Here is a 22280-nt window from a genome sequence, read left to right on the forward strand (position 1 = left end):
CCTTCACGTCCTTTTCGTTATAGGCTGTCGATCTCTCTCTTTTCGTGAAACTGATATTCGGTAATTCGCCTCGCATAGGAAGAAGCAAGCGTAGCTGCGGTCTCTGCCGTCGCCCCTTGCGAAATCACTTTTACGTGCGAATCCTCTGAATCGGGTAAAATCAGCACCCAGCCGTTCGAATCGTATACCTTGATTCCATCGACGAGCTCCAGCAGCTTGCCTTTGTTTTCTTCCATCACTCTACGCATGACCTTCCCTTTTGCTGCCCATGGGCAAAAGACAGTCTTTTTCTCCATATGGCACGCTGGCAACAGATCCAGCAAAACACTGAGCGGTTTTTCCTCAGAAGCGAGATACGAAAGAATTCTCATGAGGCTGTACACGGCATCAAACATCGGATGAAAGCGCTGTTCGCTCGATACCTCCATCATGGAGCGCGGAGAGACCTTGGTGCGTACAACTTCCATTTGCAACAGCTGGGCCATATGCTCCAATTCAATCGGTGCACTCACAGGAAGACCGATGCGCCGATGTTGACCACTGCAAGCCAGCAGTTGCAGAGCCGTGATCTGTTCATTCGAGAGTTTCTCTCCATGCTCGGTAAACAAGGTAAATTGCTCGCCATTTTTATCGAGACGAACGCCTAAATCCGCTCCCTTTTTACGAATACCCTCTTGTATGGAGCTGTAATGTGCAGAGACTCCCAGTGCATGCAAGAGTGGCGCAAGAAAAGTAGGGAAAAAACGCTGTTCACAATCGATCAGCAGGTGGAAGCGCTGACGCTGGGTGGACGATACATTCAACTGTTGGACCATAGCGTGAAGATAAGCTTCTTGTACTTGATGCTCGACCTGCAGTGCTCCCAACCGATGCAGGTTGCGAACATAAGTCTCTTGCCAGTAAGCATTCTCAATTTTGCGCTCCATATCACGAGAAATCGGCAAGCCCGCATGATCGATGAATTGGATGACAATCTCTTTTTCATCGACTGGCTCTGCCATATAAATATGAATGCCGCCTTTGCAAGCCAGGGAGCGCACGCCGTATCGGATCAAGGGTGAATTGCCAATCCCGAGATCGACCGTATCAATTCCGGAAGAGCACAAGCTCGTCATGATGCTATGCTTCAATAGCTGAGCAAATGGGTGTGCGCATGCCGAGAGCGCAATTTTATCCCCCGCTTGTAGTAAATATGCATAGGCAGCAGCAAGTCTTGTAACGAATTCGGGCGTGATATCAACATTGCCAATGCCCTTGATTCCATGCGTCCCAAACAGATTTTTGGTTTGCTTGGCACCGTAGATGAGCGAGGTGGTGACAGTGGCATTTTCCCCGACTTCCTTATCCGGCCAAATTTTGACCCCTGCCTTTACCACCGACTTCGCCCCAATGAGGCACTGGTCTCCAATGACCGCCCCTTCCCCGAGTTGTACGCAATCTGCTATTCGGGTGTTGCGGCAGAGGGTCGTTCCTGTGATCTCTGCTTTTTTCCCAATGACACTATTTTCCCAAATGATTGCCCGGGACAGCTTCGTACCAGAAGAAATCACGGTGTTTTTTCCCAGAATGGAATAAGCACCAACGGCAACTCCAGCCTGCAAGTGTACATTTTCACCGATATAGACAGGGCCTTCCAAACGGACCGATGAATCGATGCGAACATCATTTTCCAAGAAAATGCGCGGCGCGATTTCCTGTGCTTTTATTTCGAGATGCACGCGTCCGTCCAGCAAATCAAACTGGGCTTGCTGATAAACCTCCAAAGAGCCAATATCAGACCAATAACCACTCGCCTCATATCCGTATAGAGGCTTTGCTGCTTGTAAAAAAGACGGGAAAATTTCCTTGCTGAAATCCACTTCCCGCTCTTCTTCTATATAAGACAAGACCTCAGGCTCGCAGACGTATATCCCGGTATTCACCGTATCGCTAAAAACCTCCGCCCAGCTCGGCTTTTCTAAAAAGCGGGTAATACGTCCGCCCTCGTCTGTCATGACAACTCCGAATTCCAGCGGTGTTTCAACACGAGTCAAAATCAACGTAGCCAGTGCGTTATTTTGCTCATGGAAACGAATAGCTGCCGACAAATCGATGTCTGTCAACGTATCCCCACTGATCACGACAAAGCGCTCATCGAGAAAATCGTCGCAGTTTTTCACGCTGCCTGCTGTGCCCAAAGGAATTGTTTCTTCAAAATAGACGAGCGAAACACCGTAGCGAGATCCATCACCAAACGTATCGCGGATGACATCAGGCAGATACTGGAGTGTCACTGCTATCTCTGTAATCCCATGCTTTTTCAATAGATCAATCGTGTACTCCATGCAAGGCCGGTTTAAGAGTGGCACCATTGGTTTTGGCGTGTGGCATGTTAACGGACGTAGACGTGTACCTTTACCCCCAGCCATGATTACTGCCTTCATTTTCTTTTCTTCCTCCTTCATCGTTGCAATCTATGTTGTCATGCCGATTTCCGCAGGTACGTCAAATGAACGGTATAGATCGATGGTTTGACTAGCCAGAAGTGTCCAGTTATAAAACTGTTTAACATCTTGCATTGCCGTCTGGGCCAGTTGATGCCGCTGATCAGGGTCGCGCAGTAGCCAGCGGAGTTGATTCGTCAAGGATTCGGGGTCGCCTGTGTACATCATGGCGCCGTTTTCGCCATGGCGAACGATCTCTCTCAGCCCTCCCGTATCCGCAACAAGAACTGGCGTACCCAGAGCCATCGCTTCCAGCGCAACAATTCCAAATGGCTCATACAAGCTCGGGAATACCGCCACATCAGCCAAGGCGAACAGCTCATTTCGCCTTCCATCGTCTACGAAGCCCAAGAAGCGGACTTGCTCAGAAAGTCCCATCTGATGAACCAACTGCTTCCACTCGTCTTGCATCGGTCCTCTGCCAGCTATAAGCAGCTTCGCATGCGGAAACTCATTGCGCAGCCTTGCCATGGCTTCCAACAATAGATGAACACCTTTTTCCTGGACCAAACGCCCTACAAAAAAGAGGACCGGTCCATCGCCTATCGCCAACTCCTGCCGAAGCTGTTCACGATTTACATCCGGTAGGGGAATGAGATCGACACCATTGTGAATGACACGTAATTGGGATGATGGTGTTCCGAACAGGCGCATGACTTCCGACTCCATATACTTGCTGCAAACGATTATTGAGTCAGAGCTTTGTGTTAGTGTACGTTCACACTCATGAATCCTTTGCTGCAACGGTGTATGAATGCCTTGATGCCGACCATGTTCCAAAGCATGAATCGTGCTGACGAGCGAAAGAGAGTACCCCTGTTTCAGTTCGATCGCAGCCCAGCTGACAAGCCAATCGTGAGCGTGGATGACATCTGGTCGCACCCCAAGTGACCAGAGCTTGGAGGCAGCATCGACCATTGCCAAATTCAGTTGAAACACCCATGCCAGAAAGTCAGCTTGTTCAGAAGGAATGTACGTAGGCAAACGGTGTACGTGAACCCCTTCCATCGTCTCATCTATGGAGCATGAATCTGTCGCGCGTGTCAGCACATGCACCTCTATACCTTGCTGGACAAGATGCCTAGCGAGATCGTAGACAGCCCGACCAAGCCCCCCTACCACATGAGGGGGAAATTCCCATGCAAGCATCAAAACTGTTTTTGTCGAAGACTGATCTTGCGTAGCCGCTACCAAATGACGCGATACGTTCACTCTATGCGTTTGTTTAGGCAAATAGAACGTGATATCCAAGTCAGGAAAGATCGGAAAGTCAGCTTCTGCTTGTGTAATAGCCTCTTCATCCAGTTGATGCGCTCGATACATCGCCAAGAGAGCCCGCATGCAAACCAAATGGTCATGAACGCGTTGCACCGCATACCGTGTGACCGTTTGACCGTCTAATATAAATGACCAATCACTGCTTTGGGCCAACATCAATTCGCGTGCAGCCTGCTTGAGGCACCGTAAAGAAAGCTGATCTCCTTTCTGCTCAGAAAAGGTAGTAATCGCTCCGATCAGTTCCCGCTCTGCTTGATGCAGATGCCTGTATATCCAGCCATTGTTCTCGTTCAGCCAGACTTCTCCGTAGCCATTTCTTCCCCATGTAGACATAGGCAAGTGACCGCGATCCTGCTCTGGATACTCCTCCAAATATTCAGTTGGTGTAATTAATTTCACTTCTTTTGAATCACAAACCGTTTTCCGCATGAGGTCATCCAAAAACTGCGGACCCTCGAACCACCAATGACCAAATAGCTCCGCATCATAAGTGGCGACGACCAACGGCTTGCGATCCATCCAGTGACTGGCTTCCTCCACTTGACGCTCTCGGTGATACAGGAAGTGTCCCGCATGTGATGCTGCTTTTTCGCGCGCCCAGCTTGGCTCATACCAGTCTTTATCCCCTTCTTTTCCGGTGATTCGATAATATTTCAAACCGGTATGGACGCGAATGCCATCAGGATGGATGTACGGCTCGATGTAGCTCATCTCCCTGTCAAATCCAATATCCCGGTAGTATTCACGATAGTCATAGTCCCCAGGATAACCATCGATCGAGCTCCATACCTGGCGGGAAGCCACTTCATCACGGGCAAAGGCAGCCACATCATGCGGCGTGAACAAGGGAGCCAACAACCCTCTGCGAGGTATCGGCGTCGCATGCTCTATCGTGTGACTGTCTACAAAGAAATACCGAAGCCCTGCCTCTTTCAGCAAGCGATCCAGCCCAGGTGTATACGCGCACTCTGGCAGCCAAATCCCCTTCGGACGTCTTCCCAGAATCCGCTCGTGTGTAACGATGCCCACCTGAAGCTGTGCCCGAATCGCCTCTTCTGTTTCCACATAGGGCAAAAAGGAGTGTGTGGCTGCGCAAGTGATGAGTTCGAGGCATCCGCTATCCGCGATATGCCTAAAGGCCTTGATCAGTTGAAAATCCCACTTGCGGCAATAGGCAATGATGCTTCGAAAACGCTCCACGTACATTTTGGCGATACGGTGTTCTTCGGGTTGACCTGCGGTTCGTTTGACTTCCTTCCCAGCCAATTCAACGGTCTTCGCTAGATGTGTACGAAAGCGTGTCACGATCAGATCATCATCTAGCATGGAAAGTAATGTCGGAGAAATAGCAAGGGTCATGCGAAAAGCGATGCCGTCTGAGAGGAGCTTGTCGAAAACCATGAGCAAGGGAAGATAGCATTCCAGCATGGCTTCATACACCCAGCGCTCTTCCAGGCGATCGTCCCGATCCCCGTGTCGGACATAAGGCAGATGGGCATGCAACACGAGGGAGAGATAACCTTTTTGCACAAATGACACCTCACTTATTTGATGTTTTGGTATACAACGAGTAGGAGGAAAAGTTCTCAAACCAGGAAGGTGTAGCTGGATCGTGGACGGGTTCAACTAACGGTTCCCCCCAGCTAGCTTTTGAATTGTGCGGGGTAACTACCATTTCCGAGCGTAAAATCGGACAAAACCGATTGTGTTCATATAAACCAAAATCAACAATGTATGTACGTCCTGGCTCTACATCTTTCACGTACCAGGAATGAGCCTCTTCATGTACAAACACATCTCGGACGGAATGCGCATTTTTTCCATCAAATAAGCGTTCGGTAACATCATACAGACGCAAGCCCTTCTGGATGTGACGATATTCGGCTTGCAGGTACGATGCTACCATTCTCATGCGCGGCCAAGTGATTTCCCAATAGATGAATAACACACTCGGTCCTTGTGCCATGACTTTGACAATGTCCCGACCATAAAACGCAGGCAATTGCCATTCCAATTCCGTTTTAGCGGGAGGTGATGTCTCTGGCTTCGCACGGTCTTTTTGTAGGCGATACTTAACTTGACCGATCGTTAAGCCGCACTCTTTGGCAATTTGTGCAATGGACATGGATCGTGAACGCAGTTCGAGAATTTTTTCCAGCATCTTCTAGCACTCCCCCTCCGCCAACTTCGCCTATCTGTGCTTTCCCAATGTCAATCATAGCCAATGCTGCTAACAAAGACTGTCGAATGCTGGATGCACATCCCTTCTTCTTTTGTCGATCAACAATCAGGTTTTCGTCATAGGCAAACAAAAGTCGTTCTCCTTCCATTCTTACAAAGCTACTTCTCTAGACATTCTTTTCTTTTTGGCAAATAGGAAAAAAGAGCTGCATTTCGCCATTTTTTGTTTTATTTGTAAGGATTTTCATGTTAGATACCGATACTATAAAATATTCAATTCTACTTCCAAAAAGAATGAAAAAGGAGTCAATGAAGAAATGAATCGTTCATGGATTAGCATGGTAACAGCAGGATCAATTGCAATTTCAACGGTAGCGGCAGGCATGCCACTAGCAGCTCAAGCCAAAAACACGCTGCCAAGCCCATCTCAAGAGCCCAGTGATTCGCAGATTGGTCATACACCGGTTCAGGAAAACATGTCGAAACAACAGTTACGCCAAGCAGCCAAACAGGAGAAGTACAGCATCTCGCACCTGAATACATTAGACAATTCAGAGCTTGTTGAATTGTTGAAGGAAATCAGTTGGACGCAAATCCCTGAGCTGTTTACTTACAACGACGACACCCAGGAATTTTATGAAGATCGGGAGCGGGTTCAGGCGATTATCGATGCCTTGCAAGAGAGTGGCAAGAACTTCACCAAGGATGACGAGCAAGGCATACATACATATATAGAGGTTTTGCGTTCGGGGTATTACTTGGGATATTACAATGATGAATTAAAGTATTTGATGGAGCCAAAGTATAAGCAAAACATTATTCCAGCACTTCAAGCAATTACTTCCAATCCAAATTTCGCCTTAGGTACAAAGACTCAAAATGAAATCATCAGTTCTACAGGAAAATTAATTAGCAACACGACTGTTGATTCTGAGACAATCGGCCTTCTGTCAAAAGTAATGGAGGACTTTAACGACAATCGGGATAAATGGTCAGATGATCGCGAAGCAAGCGAGGCCTTTTACAGCGTCCTTCAAGGTGTTGGCTATGTTCTGATTTGGGGTGTAGATGATTCAGAAAGAGATGATCTAAAAGGCAGCATCGACGCATTTCTCGACCCCATTTTTGACATGGCGGAAAATGGTGACACTTCCGCTGATCACGTATGGTTGACGAACAATGCCTTGTATTACACAGGGAAATTAGGAAGCTACTACAGTGATCCAGACAAAGCCAATGACATTTTGACGAAAGCGATGAAAACTTATAAAAAGTGGAGCGAGCCATACTTCACTGCCGCGCAACAAATCGAGGAAACATATGGCAAGGATGCCAATGGAAACAAAATCGACCTCGAGGAAATGAAAAAAGAAGGGAAAAAGCATTATCTTCCGCAGCAATTTACTTTTGATGGCGGAGCGGTTGTTTTCAAAACGGGAGATAAACTAACAGAAGAACAGGTTGAGCGCTTGTATTGGGCATCCAAGGAAGTGAAGGCACAATTTCATCGTGTCATCGGCAATGACAAGGAGCTAGAGAGCGGTAATCCGGATGATGTACTGACTATTGTCATCTACAATACGCCTGATGAATATAAAATGAATCGCTTCTTGTACGGATACGACACAGATAATGGTGGTATCTACATTGAGGGTACCGGCACCTTCTTCACCTACGATCGAACAAAAGAACAAAGCATCTACAGCCTGGAAGAGCTGTTCCGTCATGAATTCGTCCATTATTTGCAAGGAAGATATGAAGTACCGGGCATGTGGGGACGTGGAGAGATTTATGAGAACAGCCGCCTGCCTTGGTATGAAGAAGGCGGAGCTGAGTTTTTCGCAGGTGCTACCCGAACAGAAGGAATCAAGCCTCGCCAATCAGTTGTAGGCAATATCCGAAATGCATCGTCTTATCTCGATTACACTGCGGCAGATATGATGCGTGCCAAATATGGAACCCTTGCATTCTACGACTATTCATTCGCACTTCAGTACCATATGTTCAAGAATGATTTTGCTCGTCTGGATAAAATCAATGATACGATCCGTTCCAATGATGTATCAGCTTATGATGACTTGATCGAAGATTTCAGCCGTGATCGCGCTCTTGAACGTGGCTATCAAGAAACGCTAGAAGAATTGATCGACCAGTATGAAGAGTTGGATGTCCCTCTCGTTTCAGATGATTATTTACAAAAAGTGGACGTGACGAGCAAAGAAGAGGTTTATCGTCAAATCGCAGAGGTTGCCTCTCTGACCGATGTAAAAACAGATGAAAAGGACTCTGAGGAATTCCGCAGCTTCACGTTGCGTGGGGTCTATACGGGAGGAGCTTCCCAAGGGGAATATCAGGATTGGCAAGAAATGAATCGCCTCACAGATGGATTCCTCAAGGAGTTATCGGATCTTTCCTGGAATGGCTATGACACGGTTACGAGCTACTTCACCAATTATCGTACGACAAAAGATGGACGCTTTGCCTATGATGTCGTGTTCCACGGGAAGCTGGCTCAAGAAGATGGCTCCGAAACGGAACAGCCAAATCCTGACGAATCGTCTATTTCATTGGGTAAGCCGATAACTGGTATCATCGATCCACAAAAACCGAATCAGGAGTTCCGTCTCGATGTGAAATCAGCCCAACAGCTCCAAGTAGAGATGGAAACGAAGCAAGGAGATGGAATTGCGTGGCTTGTATTCCACGAGTCTGATAGAGAGAACTACATCGCCTATCCCACCAAGCGTGAAGGTAACAAGCTGATCGGATCATTCGATGCGAAACCAGGGACTTACTATGTGACTGCTTATACGTATCGTACAGGACAAGAGGACCAACCGTTTACCTTATTGGTTACGGGTGAAGATAGCCCGCAAGAGCAACGCTATCAAGAAAGCGAGAACAACGATTCTACCGAGCAAGCAAATGGTCCATTGCCGATAGGTACGACTGTTTCAGGTGACATGAAAGGAAACGACTGGCAAGATATCTATGCCTTCCAGGTAGATAAGCCAGAAGAAATTCGTATTTCTCTGAACCCTCAGCAGGGACAAGGTGTGACTTGGATGCTATTCCACGAAGGAAATCAAGATCAGCCTGTAGCGTACCCGCAAGAGATAGAGGGAAATCTGCAAAGTGCCCATTATCAAGTAATGCCTGGCCGTTACTACTTGTATGTGTACAAATATCAAAATGAAGACGTTGTGTATACGGTAGAGACCAAGCAGCGCTAATCTGCAAAACAAAAACACCCCCAAACGAGCTACAAAAATCGTTTGGGGGTGTTCGTTTCTCTCCTGTTTTTTTACAGTTATCGGCGCTTTGTAATTCGCCCAGAGCCCCCTACCTTCGTCCGTGGAGGCGATTTACTTTTCGGCGGGGAAAAGCTCGAGCGTTTAGATGAGACAGATCCACTCGACTTCGACGATTGCCCGCTGGAAGAACGAATAATTTTACCTGAACTACCGCTAGAAGACGACTCCCCCTGCTTCTTGAAAAGGCTGCCGTCAGAACCTACCGTACCATCCGTGTTCTTCGCATTACTCCGTTTGAAAATACTTCCCGTACCCTCTTTGGTAATCGGGGGCACTACTTTTTTGTCCTCGGTTGTAGGCACGCGATACGTTCCGGAAGGCTTGTATATGTCTTTGCTAGAGTAGCCACGATAGCTGCCCTTTGTACTTTTCTTAAGCCCGTCGAACAAATCATCCAGTACGCTGGCTACAATGTATCCCTGCAAAAACGAAGAATCGTAGTTTTGCCGGACGTACTCTTTGCTGTCGACCTCGATCAACGTATCCGTCGGCTTGGCAGCGTCTTGCTGCAGATGGTATATCTCGTCCGGGTAAATGAGGAACATATGCTGCGGATCTTCTTTGGAGATTTCATCTGGCGTATTCTGCTCCGCCAGCTCCAAGGCTACTTCCGGTACAGTCTTGTCTTCCGCCCGATAGACGCGTGACGACTGTCCATTGTCCTTGGTAGAGACAGACTCAAGCGGATATGTCTCGCCAACCGCAGGGCTGCCACAACCCGCTAGCGTAAGGAGGAACAACGCCGGAATCAGCAGGAGCTTGATTGATTTCATCCATGGATTTGGCATGTACTTGTCCCTCCTCTCTATGTGCCGCGCAGTACCTGCACGTCCGCTGGCAGAACACTTTCTCCCTCATAGAGCATGAAACGGCCATCCTGCCACTCGATTCGCAACAATTGGCGCTGATCCGATTGGAATTGCCAGATGTACTGCTCCCCTGATGTGTGAAACGGCGCTTTCCCCACAGTCTGAACGGAGCCATTATATTGCTCCTCCAAATGGTAGGTAACATCGTCCATCTCGATTGTAGTTGGTACTTCGTCTATTGAATCCAGTCGTCCATCAATCACGCTATACAGATGATAGACAATCTTCTCCCGTTCCTCGATATACAGGTAGCGAATGGTCGTTCCATCCTGCAACGTAAGCATTGTGGCTTTGCGACTCGCATTGCTCGCCTTCCCTATTACTTGATAGGTAACGAGCGATACATCGACCACATCACCCGGTCCCACCGTCAGGATGCTCTTCTCCGGTGCAGGAGGCTCATGCTTGGCAAAAATGTTTTGGATTCGCTTCATCAAACTCATGCTGTACTCCCTTCCCTATCACGTCTTACAGACATGCAGCCAAAATCAAGGCACCCACGAGATGGAATGAACCAGCCATCATGGCATGTGCCACTTTTCCTTCCTGCGTCCCTTTTTCCAAGTCCAGTCCGGCCACTTGCTTTAACAGCCACTCCACGATTCTCTCCAAAAGGAACAGAATGATAAATGAGAGCACAGAAACGAGCAGTGCTGTCCACAATAAGTTGGAGGTAATGATAGATTGCGATAAGATATATCCTTGCGCAAACAGCTTCATGACAAAACGCGTCGTGACCGCGATGTTTCCATTTTTGATTTCCGTGATGTCCTTGTATTTCGTAAACAACGAATCGATCCACATCAAAACAAAAAGTAAAATGCCGCCGGCTCCAGTCCAAACCAGCATCCCCAGTATTTCTGTCCACGTCAAAGCGAATCACTCCACTTTCGTCAAGGTGTTTAAGGTCTGAAAAAAAGGGAAACCGCCTAAAGCGGTTTACCCCTCATATTTTTTCAACAGAGCAGCCAGTTCGTCCTCAACGGCTTGATCCTTATTCAGCTTCGCAATTTCATCATCTAAAGAGCTCTGTTTTTTGTAAATCTCGCCGCTGGCTTCTGCTTCTGCTTCCATTTGCAGTGCTTTTTCTTCCATGCGTTTCAAGCCAGACATAGCCGAGTTCGTGTCGAAGCCACCCATCGCCTGGTTGATCGTCTTTTGGGCTTTGGCTGCATTGACGCGGGCAACTAATGTTTCGCGCTTGTTCTTCAGCTCGGTAATCTGTTTTTTCATTTCAGCCAGCTTCTCGCGCAATCCATCGGCTGCCAGCTTGTTTTTCTCGTAGCTATCCTTGTATTCGTTCATTTTTTGCTCGGCGGCTTTCTTTTCTTCCAGAGCTCGTCGAGCCAGATCGATGTTCTGCGCTTGTGCTGCAATATGAGCTTGCTCATCACGCTTTTTCACCAAGGCTTCCTGTTCTTCATACAGCACCTTGAATTTCTTTTCCAAAGCAATTTGGGCGGCAACCGCTTTCTCTGCTTCATTCAAGTCTTCTTGCATATCACGCAAATACTGGTCTGTCATTTTGATTGGATCTTCTGCTTTCTCAATCAAAGCGTACAAATTGGACATAGTCAAATCACGCAGTCTTTTAAAAATGGACATGGAATATTCCTCCTTAAGTACCTGCTAGGTAGTTCGGCCTAAATTTGCCGTCCCCGTTATACCTGTATTTACGATCATTACGCAAGTAAGTTTCAACAATTTATTTTTTTATTGGATTACTGCTCGAAAGTAAGTTCGCCCGATTCTACACTTTTCAAAATAAGCTTTGCTTGAAATTGTGTCCCATCCTGACGTTCAAGCTTCATTTTACCTGTTTTGCCTTTTTCAATGAGTGCTTTAATCTGTGTATCCGTCAGCATTCGCCCGTAATTCTCTTTCCATATGACGAATTTACAGCCCACGTTGTAATTCGAACAACCGTAACCTTTGCGTCCCATGAAAATGGAGCCTCCGCAACCCGGTCGTGGACATTTGGTGATGATACTCGAAGTTGTATTAGCGGTCTTTGCTACCGTTCGAGTTGAAGCCTTTGTTGTAGCATTCCTGCCATCTGATCTGCCTGTACTTCGCCCGCCAGCTCGTCCTCTTGTTTTCGAAGATCCTTTTTGAGTGGTACTCTCACTCTCAAACAAGGTCTTCTCAGCACGAGATTGTACGCGAACCTTTTCTACGATCATCGTAGCGAATTTCTTCACATTCTCCATAAATTGCCCGTCGGAGGCGGTCCCTCGGGAGATCTCATTCAAGCGGCGCTCCCAATGCCCCGTCATTTCAGGAGAGGTTAATAGTTCGATACCTGCTCCCCTAATCAATTCGATAACGGTACGCCCTTTTAGCGTAAGTTGAACCCTTTTCCCCTGCATTTCAACGTATCCGACCTTTTTCAGTCGTTCGATGGTAGCGGCACGAGTTGCCGGGGTTCCCAGACCAGATTCTTTCATCGCATCACGCAGTTCCTCGTCCTCGATTTGCTTACCTGCGCTTTCCATGGCCTTTAGAAGCGTCCCTTCCGTAAAGTGCTTGGGCGGCTGTGTTTCTTTCTCCTTTACCATCGCATCCGAGCATACTACGCTGGCATCAGATTGAATGATAAAAGGCTCGTTCACTTCAATCTCTTCTTTGTCCTCTTCTTCTTTGGCCGCACCTTTCACATTCTTGGGCTTCTCCTTCTGCTGATCGGCATAAATAATCTTCCAACCGAGACTTTTCCGTTCTTTCACCGACGTTTTGAACATTTCATTTTCCACATCGGTTATGACCGTATGCATCTTATACTCAGCTGGCGGATAAAACTGTGACAGAAAGCGGCGCACGATCAAATCGTATAGCTTTTGCTCATCTGGCGTAAGCCCCGAAGCCTTACGATTTGTCGGCAGGATGGCATGGTGGTCGTCTACTTTTGCTGGATTACATATAAATTTGTTGCCTTTATGAACCAAACTACGGTTTGCACCCTTTACCAGGTCGTCATATCCAGTGCCTTGCAAGGACGACAAGGTGTTGTGCATTTCGGGAATATTTTGCTCTGTCACATAGTTGGAGTTCGTCCTCGGATAAGAAATCACTTTGTGTTTTTCATAGAGTGCCTGTGCTAAATCCAAGGTTTTTTTGGCGGAAAAACCGTACTTGCCATTGGCCTCACGTTGCAGCAATGTCAGGTCATACAACTTAAATGGATACTCCTTGGTATCCTTTACTTCGTAGGATGCTATCCGCCCTTGTTTTCCTTTCACTTTACGAGCCAACATTTCTGCTTTAGACGGATCGGTTAAGCGATCACCTTGCCAAAGACCCTTGTACGTCCTCTCACCCTGCGAAAAATGCCCTTCCACTTGAAAAAACGTAACCGATGAGAAAGCCTCAATCTGCTTCTGTCGATCATAAATGAGAGCAAGGACAGGGGTCTGTACTCGTCCGACAGAAAGGAGCACGTTATGTTTGGTCGTAAATGCACGTGAGCCATTCATCCCGATTAGCCAGTCTGCTTCACTACGAGCTTTTGCTGCCCTCGTTAAGTTTTCATAGGCTGCGGCATCTTTCATCTCCGCAAATCCTTTCCTGATCGTTTCAGGGGTCAAGTCCGAGATCCACAGTCTTTTAACGGGGTGGCTCAATTTTAGATGTCGCTGAATGAGTGAAAAGATGTGTTGACCTTCCCGCCCGGCATCGCATGCATTAATAAGCTGATTGCTTCGTTTGGCCAACTGCCCGATCATTTTTAGCTGATCGAATGTTTTCCGATTGGGCACTAGCTTAAATGGATCGGGAATGATAGGAAGATCATTGATGTTCCACTTTTTATATTTTTGGTCGTACGCCTCCGGTTCCGCTAGTTCAATTAAGTGCCCGATTGCCCACGTAATAATGTATTTTTCACCTTCTAAATAGGTGCGGTGATTTTTAGCTTTAGGATCTATTGCGGCGGCAATATTTCGTCCCATGTCAGGTTTTTCCGCAATAATTAGTGTCTTCAAATGATAATCGCTCCTTCTAAAACTCTCTAAGCAACCCGGCGAGGATCAGTCTTACGTTCTGGATTCCTTTCTATTTTACTACAAGTTAGCTAAGTATTCTCGTTCTGGCTGCGACAGCCCACTCGATTTTTGCCAACGCCTGACAATACGCTTCACTCATTTCTGCTGAATTTGCTGTCTCCTCCGTCTGAGTCAGCACACGCCATACATCCCTCTTGTTTTTGTACCAGTCTAACTCCTTTGGTGGCTCATGGTGGATAGGCTTCCAAACTTGGCGCAACGTTGGGGAAAATAGTCGCTTTGCCCCTGAACGCAGCTGACAGTTCATTAGTTTTACCTGATAAGGCTTGCCAGGAGCTGTGTCATTCACATCGTGAAAGAGATGGGGCCAATAATCTTTTCGCGAACCTGTGTGTGGCTGTTCCAATGCCCAAGTGTACGCTGTCTCCTGCCTTTTATGATCGCCGAACAGCAGACTGTACAGCCTTTTTCCCAAGCTGATTCTCTCTGGTAAGGAGGCAAAATGAAACACTCGCTCACCCGCGAGCTGCAAGGAGCTACCCTGCACATCAGGCACTTTCCGATAGGGAAGCAAGATCATATTCAGTCGCAAAAGCTCCTGCAGGGCAAACGGGATTGTGCGGACCACTGAATTTTGATAGGCCGGGTCTTTCATGACCTGTTCTTCCAAGTAGTTTTGTTCATTGATAATCAGTCCAATAGTGAGCAGCTCTTTGTCAGTGGTCTTCCAGAAATGATCCCAAATCGCCTGCATAAAAGTAGAGACGCCCAAATGAGGCAGTATATAAAAAAGGTTGGTCTGTCGCCTGACACTCTCTTCATACAGTAACAATTGAGGGTACGCATCGTGAAAAATCAGCCAGTTTCCCCGCTCCAAAAACAAAAAATAATCCTGCTGCTCTTTTGTTCGCAGCAAGCTAGGCAATAATTCTCCCCGCAAATCGGTCATACTCCATCCGGCATTGCGCGATACGAGATGGGCCAATAGCGTCCAATGAATTTGTGGATGCTTTTGATAAAACGACAAATAGGCGCGCGTTCTGTCTATGTTGTCACGATTGTGGTCGAGCGTCTCCTGTCTAATCCGCTCTACCGTCTTTTGATCTTGTGCTGGCAATGGCGCTGTCGCCGTACGGACTTTCCCCAGATTTTTGGCAAGTGGCAAGCGAGATGCGTATTGGTACCACGACAAACCCATCGATGCTCTTCCCCCTCTCTTCCTTTGGTGCCGTATTTTATCGGGAGGTGAATGAGTTGCGTGAAGTCCAGCAAGAAATTAACCGCATTCAAACCTTTTTGTTACAGCGCCAACAAGAGGATGGCACTTGGCGCTTTTGTCTGGAAAGCTCACCGATGACAGATTCTCACATGATCATCCTATTGCGCACGCTGGGTATTCATGATGAGCGTTTGATGGAGAAGCTCACTGCTCACATCACGTCTCTCCAACACGATAATGGGGCATGGAAGCTGTATCCTGACGAGCATGAAGGCCATCTATCTACGACAATTGATTCGTATTACGCCCTTCTACTATCAGGCAAATACACGAAGGACGAACCGAGAATGACTCTGGCTCGCTCGTATATTTTGGAAAAGGGTGGGCTGACACAAGCGAACATGCTGACCAAATTCTCTACAGCCTTGACAGGCCAATACCAATGGCCCTCGCATTTTCTTGTTCCCGTCGAGATTGCACTATTGCCCCCGAGCTTCCCTGTCAGCTTTTACGATTTTGTCGGCTACGCACGTGTCCATCTTGCCCCCATGATGATTGTGGCTGATCGCAAATATGTAAAAAAGCCTGACGATGCGCCAGACTTGTCCGATCTATACGCAGATACACCTATCACTCGCGGGCTGTATCCGCATCGATTCCTAGATCATTTCCTCAAAGAGGGCCAACCGTTCCTCGCTACCATCCACGATTCCTTGCAGCGTCTCCCCTTTTTACCCGGACAACTACACAAGCTCGCCCTACGGCGCCTGGAACAATACATCCTGGCGAGAATCGAGCCGGACGGAACTCTGTACAATTATTCGACCTCTACCTTTTTCATGATATTTGCGCTGCTCGCTCGGGGGTTTTCTCCGAAAGACCCACTCATCCAAAAAGCGATGCAGGGACTTACGAATAGTGTCTATGAATATGAAAACGGCGCACACTTGCAGCTAGCTACCTCAGCCGTCTGGGACACGGCGCTCTTGGCTTCTTCTCTGCAAAAAAGCGGACTTTCTACTACACATCCCGCGATTCAAAAAGCAAATCGTTACCTTCTCCAAAAGCAGCAGCATACGTACGGTGACTGGAAAATCCGCAATCCAAAAGGAAAGCCTGGCGGTTGGGGCTTTTCTGACTACAACACCATGAACCCGGATATTGATGATACGACGGCAGCTCTGCGCTCTCTGCGCCTGCTCGCCCGTACGGATATAACAACAGCAGCCGCTTGGAATCGCGGTCTCGAATGGCTATTATCCATGCAAAACGACGATGGGGGCTGGCCTGCTTTTGAACGAAATACAGATGCTGATTTCATTCGCCACCTGCCGATCGAAGGTGCCGATACCGTCAGTACAGATCCCTCCTCTGCCGATTTGACAGGGAGGACCTTAGAGTTCCTCGGAAACTATGCCGGACGAACATTGACTGACCCGCATGTAGAAAAAGGAGTCCGCTGGCTTCTCAAACATCAAGAGTCCGACGGCTCCTGGTATGGACGTTGGGGAATTGCTTACCTATACGGTACATGGGCTGCGATTACCGGGCTGATGGCGATTGGCTTTTCCCCTACTGATCCCGCCATTCAAAAAGCGGTTGCGTGGCTGGTTGCCATCCAAAATCCCGACGGCGGCTGGGGAGAATCTTGCCAAAGCGACCGAAAAAAGATGTACGTCCCCCTCGGAGCAAGCACTCCCTCGCAGACGGCATGGGCAATCGATGCACTGATAGCCGTGTCACCAATGCCGACAGCAGAGCTTCAACGAGGGATTCACTATTTGCTCACTCACAATCAGGCAAATGACTGGACAACTCGCTACCCGACTGGCGGGGGACGTCCTGCCGGCACTTACTTTGCTTATCACAGCTATCGTTGGATTTGGCCGTTGCTGGCTCTCAGCCACTACCAGATGAAATACGTGAACCAGTAAAAACACCTCTACCCTCTTCGCAAATCAAGGTCTAACGGCTGGAGAGGAACCTGGGGTGAATAAATCACGGCGTGTGGCGGCGTATCAAATATAGAGTAGCAGGAAAGGACATCGGTGTCCCCAATCAGCACAATCGACGACTTCGTTACACCACCAAAGCTGAAATCACCGACGTCTATTTTTTTATTCGTCACCTTCATATTCATGGAACTTTTACTCCTTTTCCTAAAACTCGGGCCTATCCATACATCGTATGCTGCTTACACTGATTCGGTCGCAAAAACAGGTATGAACACCCAATGGCCTACGACATACAATACAGAGAGGATCTCTCCCAAAAGGATGTGCCGAACATGCCAGCATTCGTTGGAGTCATCAATGTAAACAACGTGGGCGGCGTTTTCAATGTCGGAGACGTCCGTAAAATCGCACCTACCACTTATGCCAAAACCTTCGCGGGTGGAGGATCATTCAATTCTGGTACCAATCTGTCCTTTAAAATTCCACGTAGCGTCGTCTACGTCAATGAACAATCCGATAATGATATCCCGCTTTTTGTAGAAGAAACGAACGATTTCAGGGCAAAGGGACGAGATTTCGCATGAATTTTTTTGTGACGCAACATATCGTAATCAATTCGCTCAAGATCGAAGGCATAAGCAACTCCTCGGTGTGCCAAATAGGAAGCGCAGGGATTATCAAGCCCGTTACCAAGCTGTACAACACCGGCGGATTCACAGAGCCAGCTCCACAGGTGGGGCCTCTCCCCACAACCGGTGCGGAAGAATTCGTGCCCCTCATTCCATTGGTTCAGCCTTCACCTGTTCGCTCTGGCACTCTTAGATGAAGAAGGATGGTCGTCATGTACATGGATCCCGAAATGATGCAGTATTTTCAACAGTTACATGACTATATACAATTGCAAAACGATAAGATCGAGAAATTGAAGCAAATGATTGAACAGCTGCAGCAAGATGTAAATGATCTCAAGGAAAAACAGATTCCTTCCGTCATCAAAAACGAGTACAAATTCGATCTGCTAAAAGTTGAGCGACTGGAAGGAACTCTCAATATCGGCTTAAACCCGAAAGGAAATGATGCAGGAATCGGTGATTTTTCCATCAATCAATCGATGGATGTCCCTAATCCGCACCAAAGCAATGCCCCACTTTTTGACCGTGTCCAGAGAGAAATTTATCAATACTTGGAGCAAGATGCCTACCTCGTTCTTGAAAGAATCGAAACAGAGTGCAACTATCCACTGGATAATAATTATCGTGCCTTTATCTTGGATGACATTAAAAAGCAGATCGATCAACGGATTAAGTATTACCTGAGCGAGCTCCCCACCGAAGAACTAGAACCAGAGCAGCTCGATGCTTTCGTGCAAAATACGGTCCAAAAAGTGAAACGGGATATCAACAAGACCTGCGAAACATTCGTGAAAAATTTGCCTCGTGAGGTGAACGAACCATGATGAGGTATCAAGTGATAAACGAAGCCATTTGTGTAAAGAAGGTCTCCGTCAGTGCTCTCACTTCTGCCGCTTCCCTGTTTATTGGGGACACACAGACAGTAGACCTCAGAGCGATTTATGAAACGCCACCCGAAAAAATGATTGTCGGAGCCTCGATCCCGATTGATACTGCGCTGCCCGCTTCATAAGGAGGGTTGTCACCATGTACCGAAGGACCAGTCATGTCCGTAAGCTGGATGTTCTCTCGGTCGATACCTCATCTGTTCTGCAAATAGGTGATTCCCGGCAGATTGATGCTGTCGCAAACATATTAGCCGTCCAACGTGAGCAGGCCATCTTCTATGAAAATGAATTTATGTTTGAGAATTACTCGGCCTTTTCCGTTCCTTTAACTCCCCCTAGTCTCTCAGATTCGATTTGCATCGATACGTTCCACGACTGCCCGTACATTTTCATTCGAAAAGTGGAAGTCCCTTTCTTAGCAGGATCCTCCGTTGTCCATGTTGGTTCGAACGAATCCATAAAACTCGAAACACGAGTCGTAAATATTCGTCACATTTTCCAAGAAGAGCCGAAAACTGGAGGGAGGGGGTAATCTGTGCCTTCTGTCATTGGAGCTGTCAATATCAATAATAATTCGGGTACAGTTAACTTCGGAGATACGCTCAACATATCGCCAAAAACAGCCGCCAAGACATTCTCCGGTTCAGGAGGCGGCAACACAGGTAACGTCGTCAACACGCTCAATGGTGTCAACGCAACGAATACACTGGACCCCAATGTCGTCGATCAACCGATGTTTGGGAACATCTAATCCCTGCAGTGTTAATGTCTTTTCATTGACACTGTTTTTATTTTGGCTGAAAAACGAAACAAAAAAGGAGGCACAAGGCCCCCTGACTACAATATTTCAATATACCCTTCTGTTCCATGCACGCGAATTCGTTGCCCGTCTTTTATCAGAGTGGTAGCATTTTCCACACCAACAACTGCTGGCAAGCCATATTCACGCGCGATAACTGCCCCATGGGTCATCAGTCCACCCACTTCGGTGACAAGACCTTTTATGGATACAAACAACGGTGTCCAGCCAGGGTCAGTAAAGGAGGTGACTAATATATCTCCATCTTCTAGATCAGCATCTTCCATGTTTAAGATGACTCGTGCTCGCCCCTCTATAATCCCGGAAGAAACAGGTAGACCTACAATCGCATTGGCTGGTAGATTTTCTCGTTTATACTTACCTGCAATGATTTCACCATCAGACGTGATTACACGTGGGGGAGTCAGTTTTTCAAAAAACTTGTAATCGTCTTTTCGTTTGCTGATGATCTGAACATCCAATTTGTTTGTGCGTACAACCTCGTGAAGTTCTTCAAAAGTGAGATAGTATATATCTTCTTTTTCATAAATAACGCTTGCTTGTACGAGTTGCTCGGCTTCTTTCAGTAAAGCCTGCTTATAAACGAAGTAGCGATTCACCATGCCATATTTTGGATATTCCCGATAGCCGCTGAAATTCCGAATGAGGTCGATCATTTGTTTTGTTTCTTTGGCTTTTTGTTCACCATCCGGTAATTGCTTCAATCGATCTAATAGCTCTTGCTCTTTTTCCAAAGCTTCCTGTCGCCCTTGTTCGAATTTCCGATTTCCAGCATTCGGCTCAAAGTTTTTGATGTTACCTAGAATCATAGGGACAAGCGTCATTGGTTTTTCACTCCAACGAGTTTTCGTAAGATCGATTTCGCCAGCACATCGCATTCCGTATTTCGTGAGATAAGCATAGATAGCGGCTTGGGTTTCCTGTCCACCTTCAAACTGAACCAGTTCATCCAAAAAGTTATCTTCTTTTACATGCTGTAAAAAATCAATTACTTCTGGATAAGGACGAACGACATCTGCAACATCCATGAGTGCCAGCCCCATTTCCGAAGTAATATTGTGTGGCACAGATTGAGAAAGCGTGTCTGCTACGTTTTTTTCCCCCAACCACTCGTTCATTTTTTCATTGATCCATTTTGAAGCATTCATAGCAGCCGTAATCACACCTATGTTTTGTGGATCAAAAAGAATTTTCTTTAATTGCTGGATGTCTTCTCGAATAAAATCAAATAAATCCGGTCCTGATTTCGTTTGGATGTTATGCTTTAACTCTTCGATCGATGTTTGACTACGCTTAATCAAATCAGAAACAATTGTCGGATCGTTTTCGAATTGTTCTTGAAAACCCAAAGATGACATACCTTTCTTGCTTTTACCGGGACTCTGCTCTTTTTTATCTATCGGTATCAATGGTATAAAATCTCCTCGCTCTATTACGTTCATAAGCGCGTCTTTTATAAGCGGATCGGATTGTCCCAGGGTATCTAATATGAGTTGTCTGCTGTCAGGTGAAGCTAGCATATTTGTAACATCAACAAACAACCTTCCACCCGCTTTGCGCATAGGTGCAGGAGTCGTTAACAGGAAAAAAGACAGTCCTAATGGTTTCATGGGGTCAGTCATCATTTGTTGATGGCCAACAGATACATAGACATGATTATCTGGATCATTCGCTTCAGGGATGGGGTATAAAGTCGTGATGGGACGACTCTGGACAATAGAAAAAGTATCATCAACCAAACACCATTCGATATCTTGTGGGCAACCAAAATAAGCTTCGATCTGTCTTCCAATGCGTGCCAGTTGTAATATTTGTGGTTCAGTAAGTGTTTGGGTCTTTTGCTGATCAGGATCGATCTGCTTTGTCTCTGTTCCACCTTCTTTTCGTCCAAAGATAGCCAATTTTTTGGTTGCTATCCTCTTATCGACGATTTCCCCTTCCTGCACTTTATAACAATCAGCAGATACCAGGCCAGAGACCAGTGCCTCTCCAAGTCCATAACTGGCGTCGATTGATAGCAACTTCCGGTTGGATGTAATGGGATCAGCGGTAAATAAAATACCGGAAGCCTGTGGGAAAACCATTTTTTGAACGATAACGGATAAATAAACGTGACGGTGGTCAAATCCATTTTGCATCCGGTAGATTACCGCGCGATCCGTAAATAGGGAAGCCCAACATTTGCTGATGTGCTGCAAGATTGCTTCTTTGCCGATGATATTTAAATAGGTGTCTTGTTGACCTGCAAAAGAGGCATGTGGTAAATCTTCAGCAGTCGCACTGGAACGCACTGCATAGGCATGCTCCTCTCCGAATTGGGAGAGATAGTGAGTAACGGCTTTCACAACATCGGAAGGAATTTCTATTTCCATAATGATTTGTCGAATCTTCCTGCTGATCTCACCAATTTGTTCTCGATCTTGTACTTTTAGCATGGCTAGTCGATCCAACAAAGCACGATACCTTTCGTTTTGTTCGATGGCCTTTTGATATCCCACTGTTGTCACACAAAATCCTTCCGGTACTTGTATTCCTTGAATTTTTGACAATTCCCCTAAATGTAACCCTTTTCCGCCAACGAGTAAAAGCTGCGTTTTTTCCATCTCCTGAAAACTGAGAACCAAAGAACTCATTCAATATC

19 protein-coding genes are annotated in these 22280 nt (G+C 46.8%); 8 read left to right on the forward strand and 11 right to left on the reverse strand.

All coding sequences use genetic code 11. The features are described 5' to 3' along the window. Positions 1-17 precede the first annotated feature (17 nt). Genes ACM6JA_RS09405 through ACM6JA_RS09415 form a run of 3 tightly spaced genes read right to left on the reverse strand, consistent with a single transcriptional unit; the run spans position 18 to position 5922 of the window. Positions 18-2423, reverse strand: coding sequence for a sugar phosphate nucleotidyltransferase (locus ACM6JA_RS09405; RefSeq protein ID WP_414852073.1), 2406 nt, complete (start codon positions 2421-2423; stop codon positions 18-20). Between the two features lie 30 nt (positions 2424-2453). Further along, positions 2454-5291 carry a 1,4-alpha-glucan branching protein domain-containing protein gene (locus tag ACM6JA_RS09410; protein WP_414852074.1) on the reverse strand — a complete coding sequence of 946 codons (2838 nt, stop codon included), beginning with the start codon at positions 5289-5291 and terminating at the stop codon, positions 2454-2456. A gap of 10 nt (positions 5292-5301) precedes the next feature. After that, positions 5302-5922 carry a DUF4912 domain-containing protein gene (locus tag ACM6JA_RS09415; RefSeq protein WP_414852075.1) on the reverse strand — a complete coding sequence of 207 codons (621 nt, stop codon included), beginning with the start codon at positions 5920-5922 and terminating at the stop codon, positions 5302-5304. Between the two features lie 337 nt (positions 5923-6259). On the opposite strand from ACM6JA_RS09415, the gene ACM6JA_RS09420 reads away from it, so the two are divergent. After that, entirely contained in the window at positions 6260-9175 is a 2916-nt protein-coding gene (locus tag ACM6JA_RS09420; RefSeq protein WP_414852076.1) for a collagenase, read from the forward strand. 77 nt (positions 9176-9252) lie between these two features. Here the strand turns inward: ACM6JA_RS09420 and ACM6JA_RS09425 are convergent, their stop codons facing one another. The 6 genes from ACM6JA_RS09425 to ACM6JA_RS09450 form a co-directional block, all read right to left on the reverse strand. Next, on the reverse strand, positions 9253-10044 hold the full coding sequence (locus tag ACM6JA_RS09425; protein ID WP_414852077.1) for a DUF4247 domain-containing protein: 792 nt from the start codon (positions 10042-10044) through the stop codon (positions 9253-9255). Between the two features lie 17 nt (positions 10045-10061). Continuing rightward, positions 10062-10568, reverse strand: a complete 507-nt coding sequence (locus ACM6JA_RS09430; protein WP_414852078.1) for a DUF4178 domain-containing protein — start codon at positions 10566-10568, stop codon at positions 10062-10064. A gap of 25 nt (positions 10569-10593) precedes the next feature. Beyond that, complete coding sequence (locus ACM6JA_RS09435; protein ID WP_007717777.1) at positions 10594-10998, reverse strand: DUF350 domain-containing protein; 405 nt, start codon at positions 10996-10998, stop codon at positions 10594-10596. Positions 10999-11064: 66 nt separating this feature from the next. Beyond that, complete coding sequence (locus ACM6JA_RS09440; RefSeq protein ID WP_007717775.1) at positions 11065-11730, reverse strand: PspA/IM30 family protein; 666 nt, start codon at positions 11728-11730, stop codon at positions 11065-11067. Between the two features lie 116 nt (positions 11731-11846). Next, positions 11847-14105 (reverse strand): DNA topoisomerase 3, encoded by a 2259-nt coding sequence (locus ACM6JA_RS09445; protein WP_414852079.1) that lies wholly within the window; start codon positions 14103-14105, stop codon positions 11847-11849. Positions 14106-14190: 85 nt separating this feature from the next. Further along, complete coding sequence (locus ACM6JA_RS09450) at positions 14191-15324, reverse strand: DUF2515 domain-containing protein (RefSeq protein ID WP_414852080.1); 1134 nt, start codon at positions 15322-15324, stop codon at positions 14191-14193. Between ACM6JA_RS09450 and shc the strand changes: the two genes are divergently transcribed. After that, a complete protein-coding gene (gene shc, locus ACM6JA_RS09455) occupies positions 15297-17279 on the forward strand; it encodes a squalene--hopene cyclase (RefSeq protein WP_414852081.1) in 1983 nt (660 codons plus the stop codon). The genes ACM6JA_RS09450 and shc overlap by 28 nt on opposite strands. Before the next feature lie 8 nt (positions 17280-17287). On the opposite strand, the gene ACM6JA_RS09460 is transcribed toward shc, so the two are convergent. Next, positions 17288-17485, reverse strand: coding sequence for a hypothetical protein (locus ACM6JA_RS09460; protein ID WP_414852082.1), 198 nt, complete (start codon positions 17483-17485; stop codon positions 17288-17290). Between the two features lie 147 nt (positions 17486-17632). Here ACM6JA_RS09460 and ACM6JA_RS09465 point away from each other — a divergent pair, with 147 nt between their 5' ends. The 6 genes from ACM6JA_RS09465 to ACM6JA_RS09490 are packed head-to-tail and all read left to right on the forward strand — an operon-like array spanning position 17633 to position 19570. Beyond that, positions 17633-17884: a spore germination protein gene (locus tag ACM6JA_RS09465; RefSeq protein WP_016740748.1), complete on the forward strand. Its 252-nt coding sequence runs from the start codon at positions 17633-17635 to the stop codon at positions 17882-17884. Beyond that, a complete protein-coding gene (locus tag ACM6JA_RS09470) occupies positions 17881-18126 on the forward strand; it encodes a spore germination protein GerPB (RefSeq protein ID WP_414852083.1) in 246 nt (81 codons plus the stop codon). The genes ACM6JA_RS09465 and ACM6JA_RS09470 overlap by 4 nt, the downstream gene beginning before the upstream one ends. Positions 18127-18147: 21 nt before the next feature. Beyond that, positions 18148-18756 (forward strand): spore germination protein GerPC, encoded by a 609-nt coding sequence (locus ACM6JA_RS09475; RefSeq protein WP_414852084.1) that lies wholly within the window; start codon positions 18148-18150, stop codon positions 18754-18756. Then, on the forward strand, positions 18753-18944 hold the full coding sequence (locus ACM6JA_RS09480) for a spore gernimation protein (protein WP_414852085.1): 192 nt from the start codon (positions 18753-18755) through the stop codon (positions 18942-18944). Before ACM6JA_RS09475 ends, ACM6JA_RS09480 begins: the two co-directional genes overlap by 4 nt. Before the next feature lie 14 nt (positions 18945-18958). Next, complete coding sequence (locus ACM6JA_RS09485; RefSeq protein WP_414852086.1) at positions 18959-19351, forward strand: spore germination protein GerPE; 393 nt, start codon at positions 18959-18961, stop codon at positions 19349-19351. A 3-nt stretch (positions 19352-19354) separates the two neighbouring features. Further along, positions 19355-19570 carry a spore germination protein gene (locus ACM6JA_RS09490; protein WP_007717765.1) on the forward strand — a complete coding sequence of 72 codons (216 nt, stop codon included), beginning with the start codon at positions 19355-19357 and terminating at the stop codon, positions 19568-19570. Between the two features lie 86 nt (positions 19571-19656). On the opposite strand, the gene ppsA is transcribed toward ACM6JA_RS09490, so the two are convergent. After that, entirely contained in the window at positions 19657-22272 is a 2616-nt protein-coding gene (gene ppsA / locus ACM6JA_RS09495; RefSeq protein WP_414852087.1) for a phosphoenolpyruvate synthase, read from the reverse strand. Between the last annotated feature and the right edge of the window lie 8 nt (positions 22273-22280).

It is taken from the genome of Brevibacillus sp. IT-7CA2 (assembly GCF_949767855.1).
Classification (GTDB): Bacteria; Bacillota; Bacilli; order Brevibacillales; family Brevibacillaceae; genus Brevibacillus.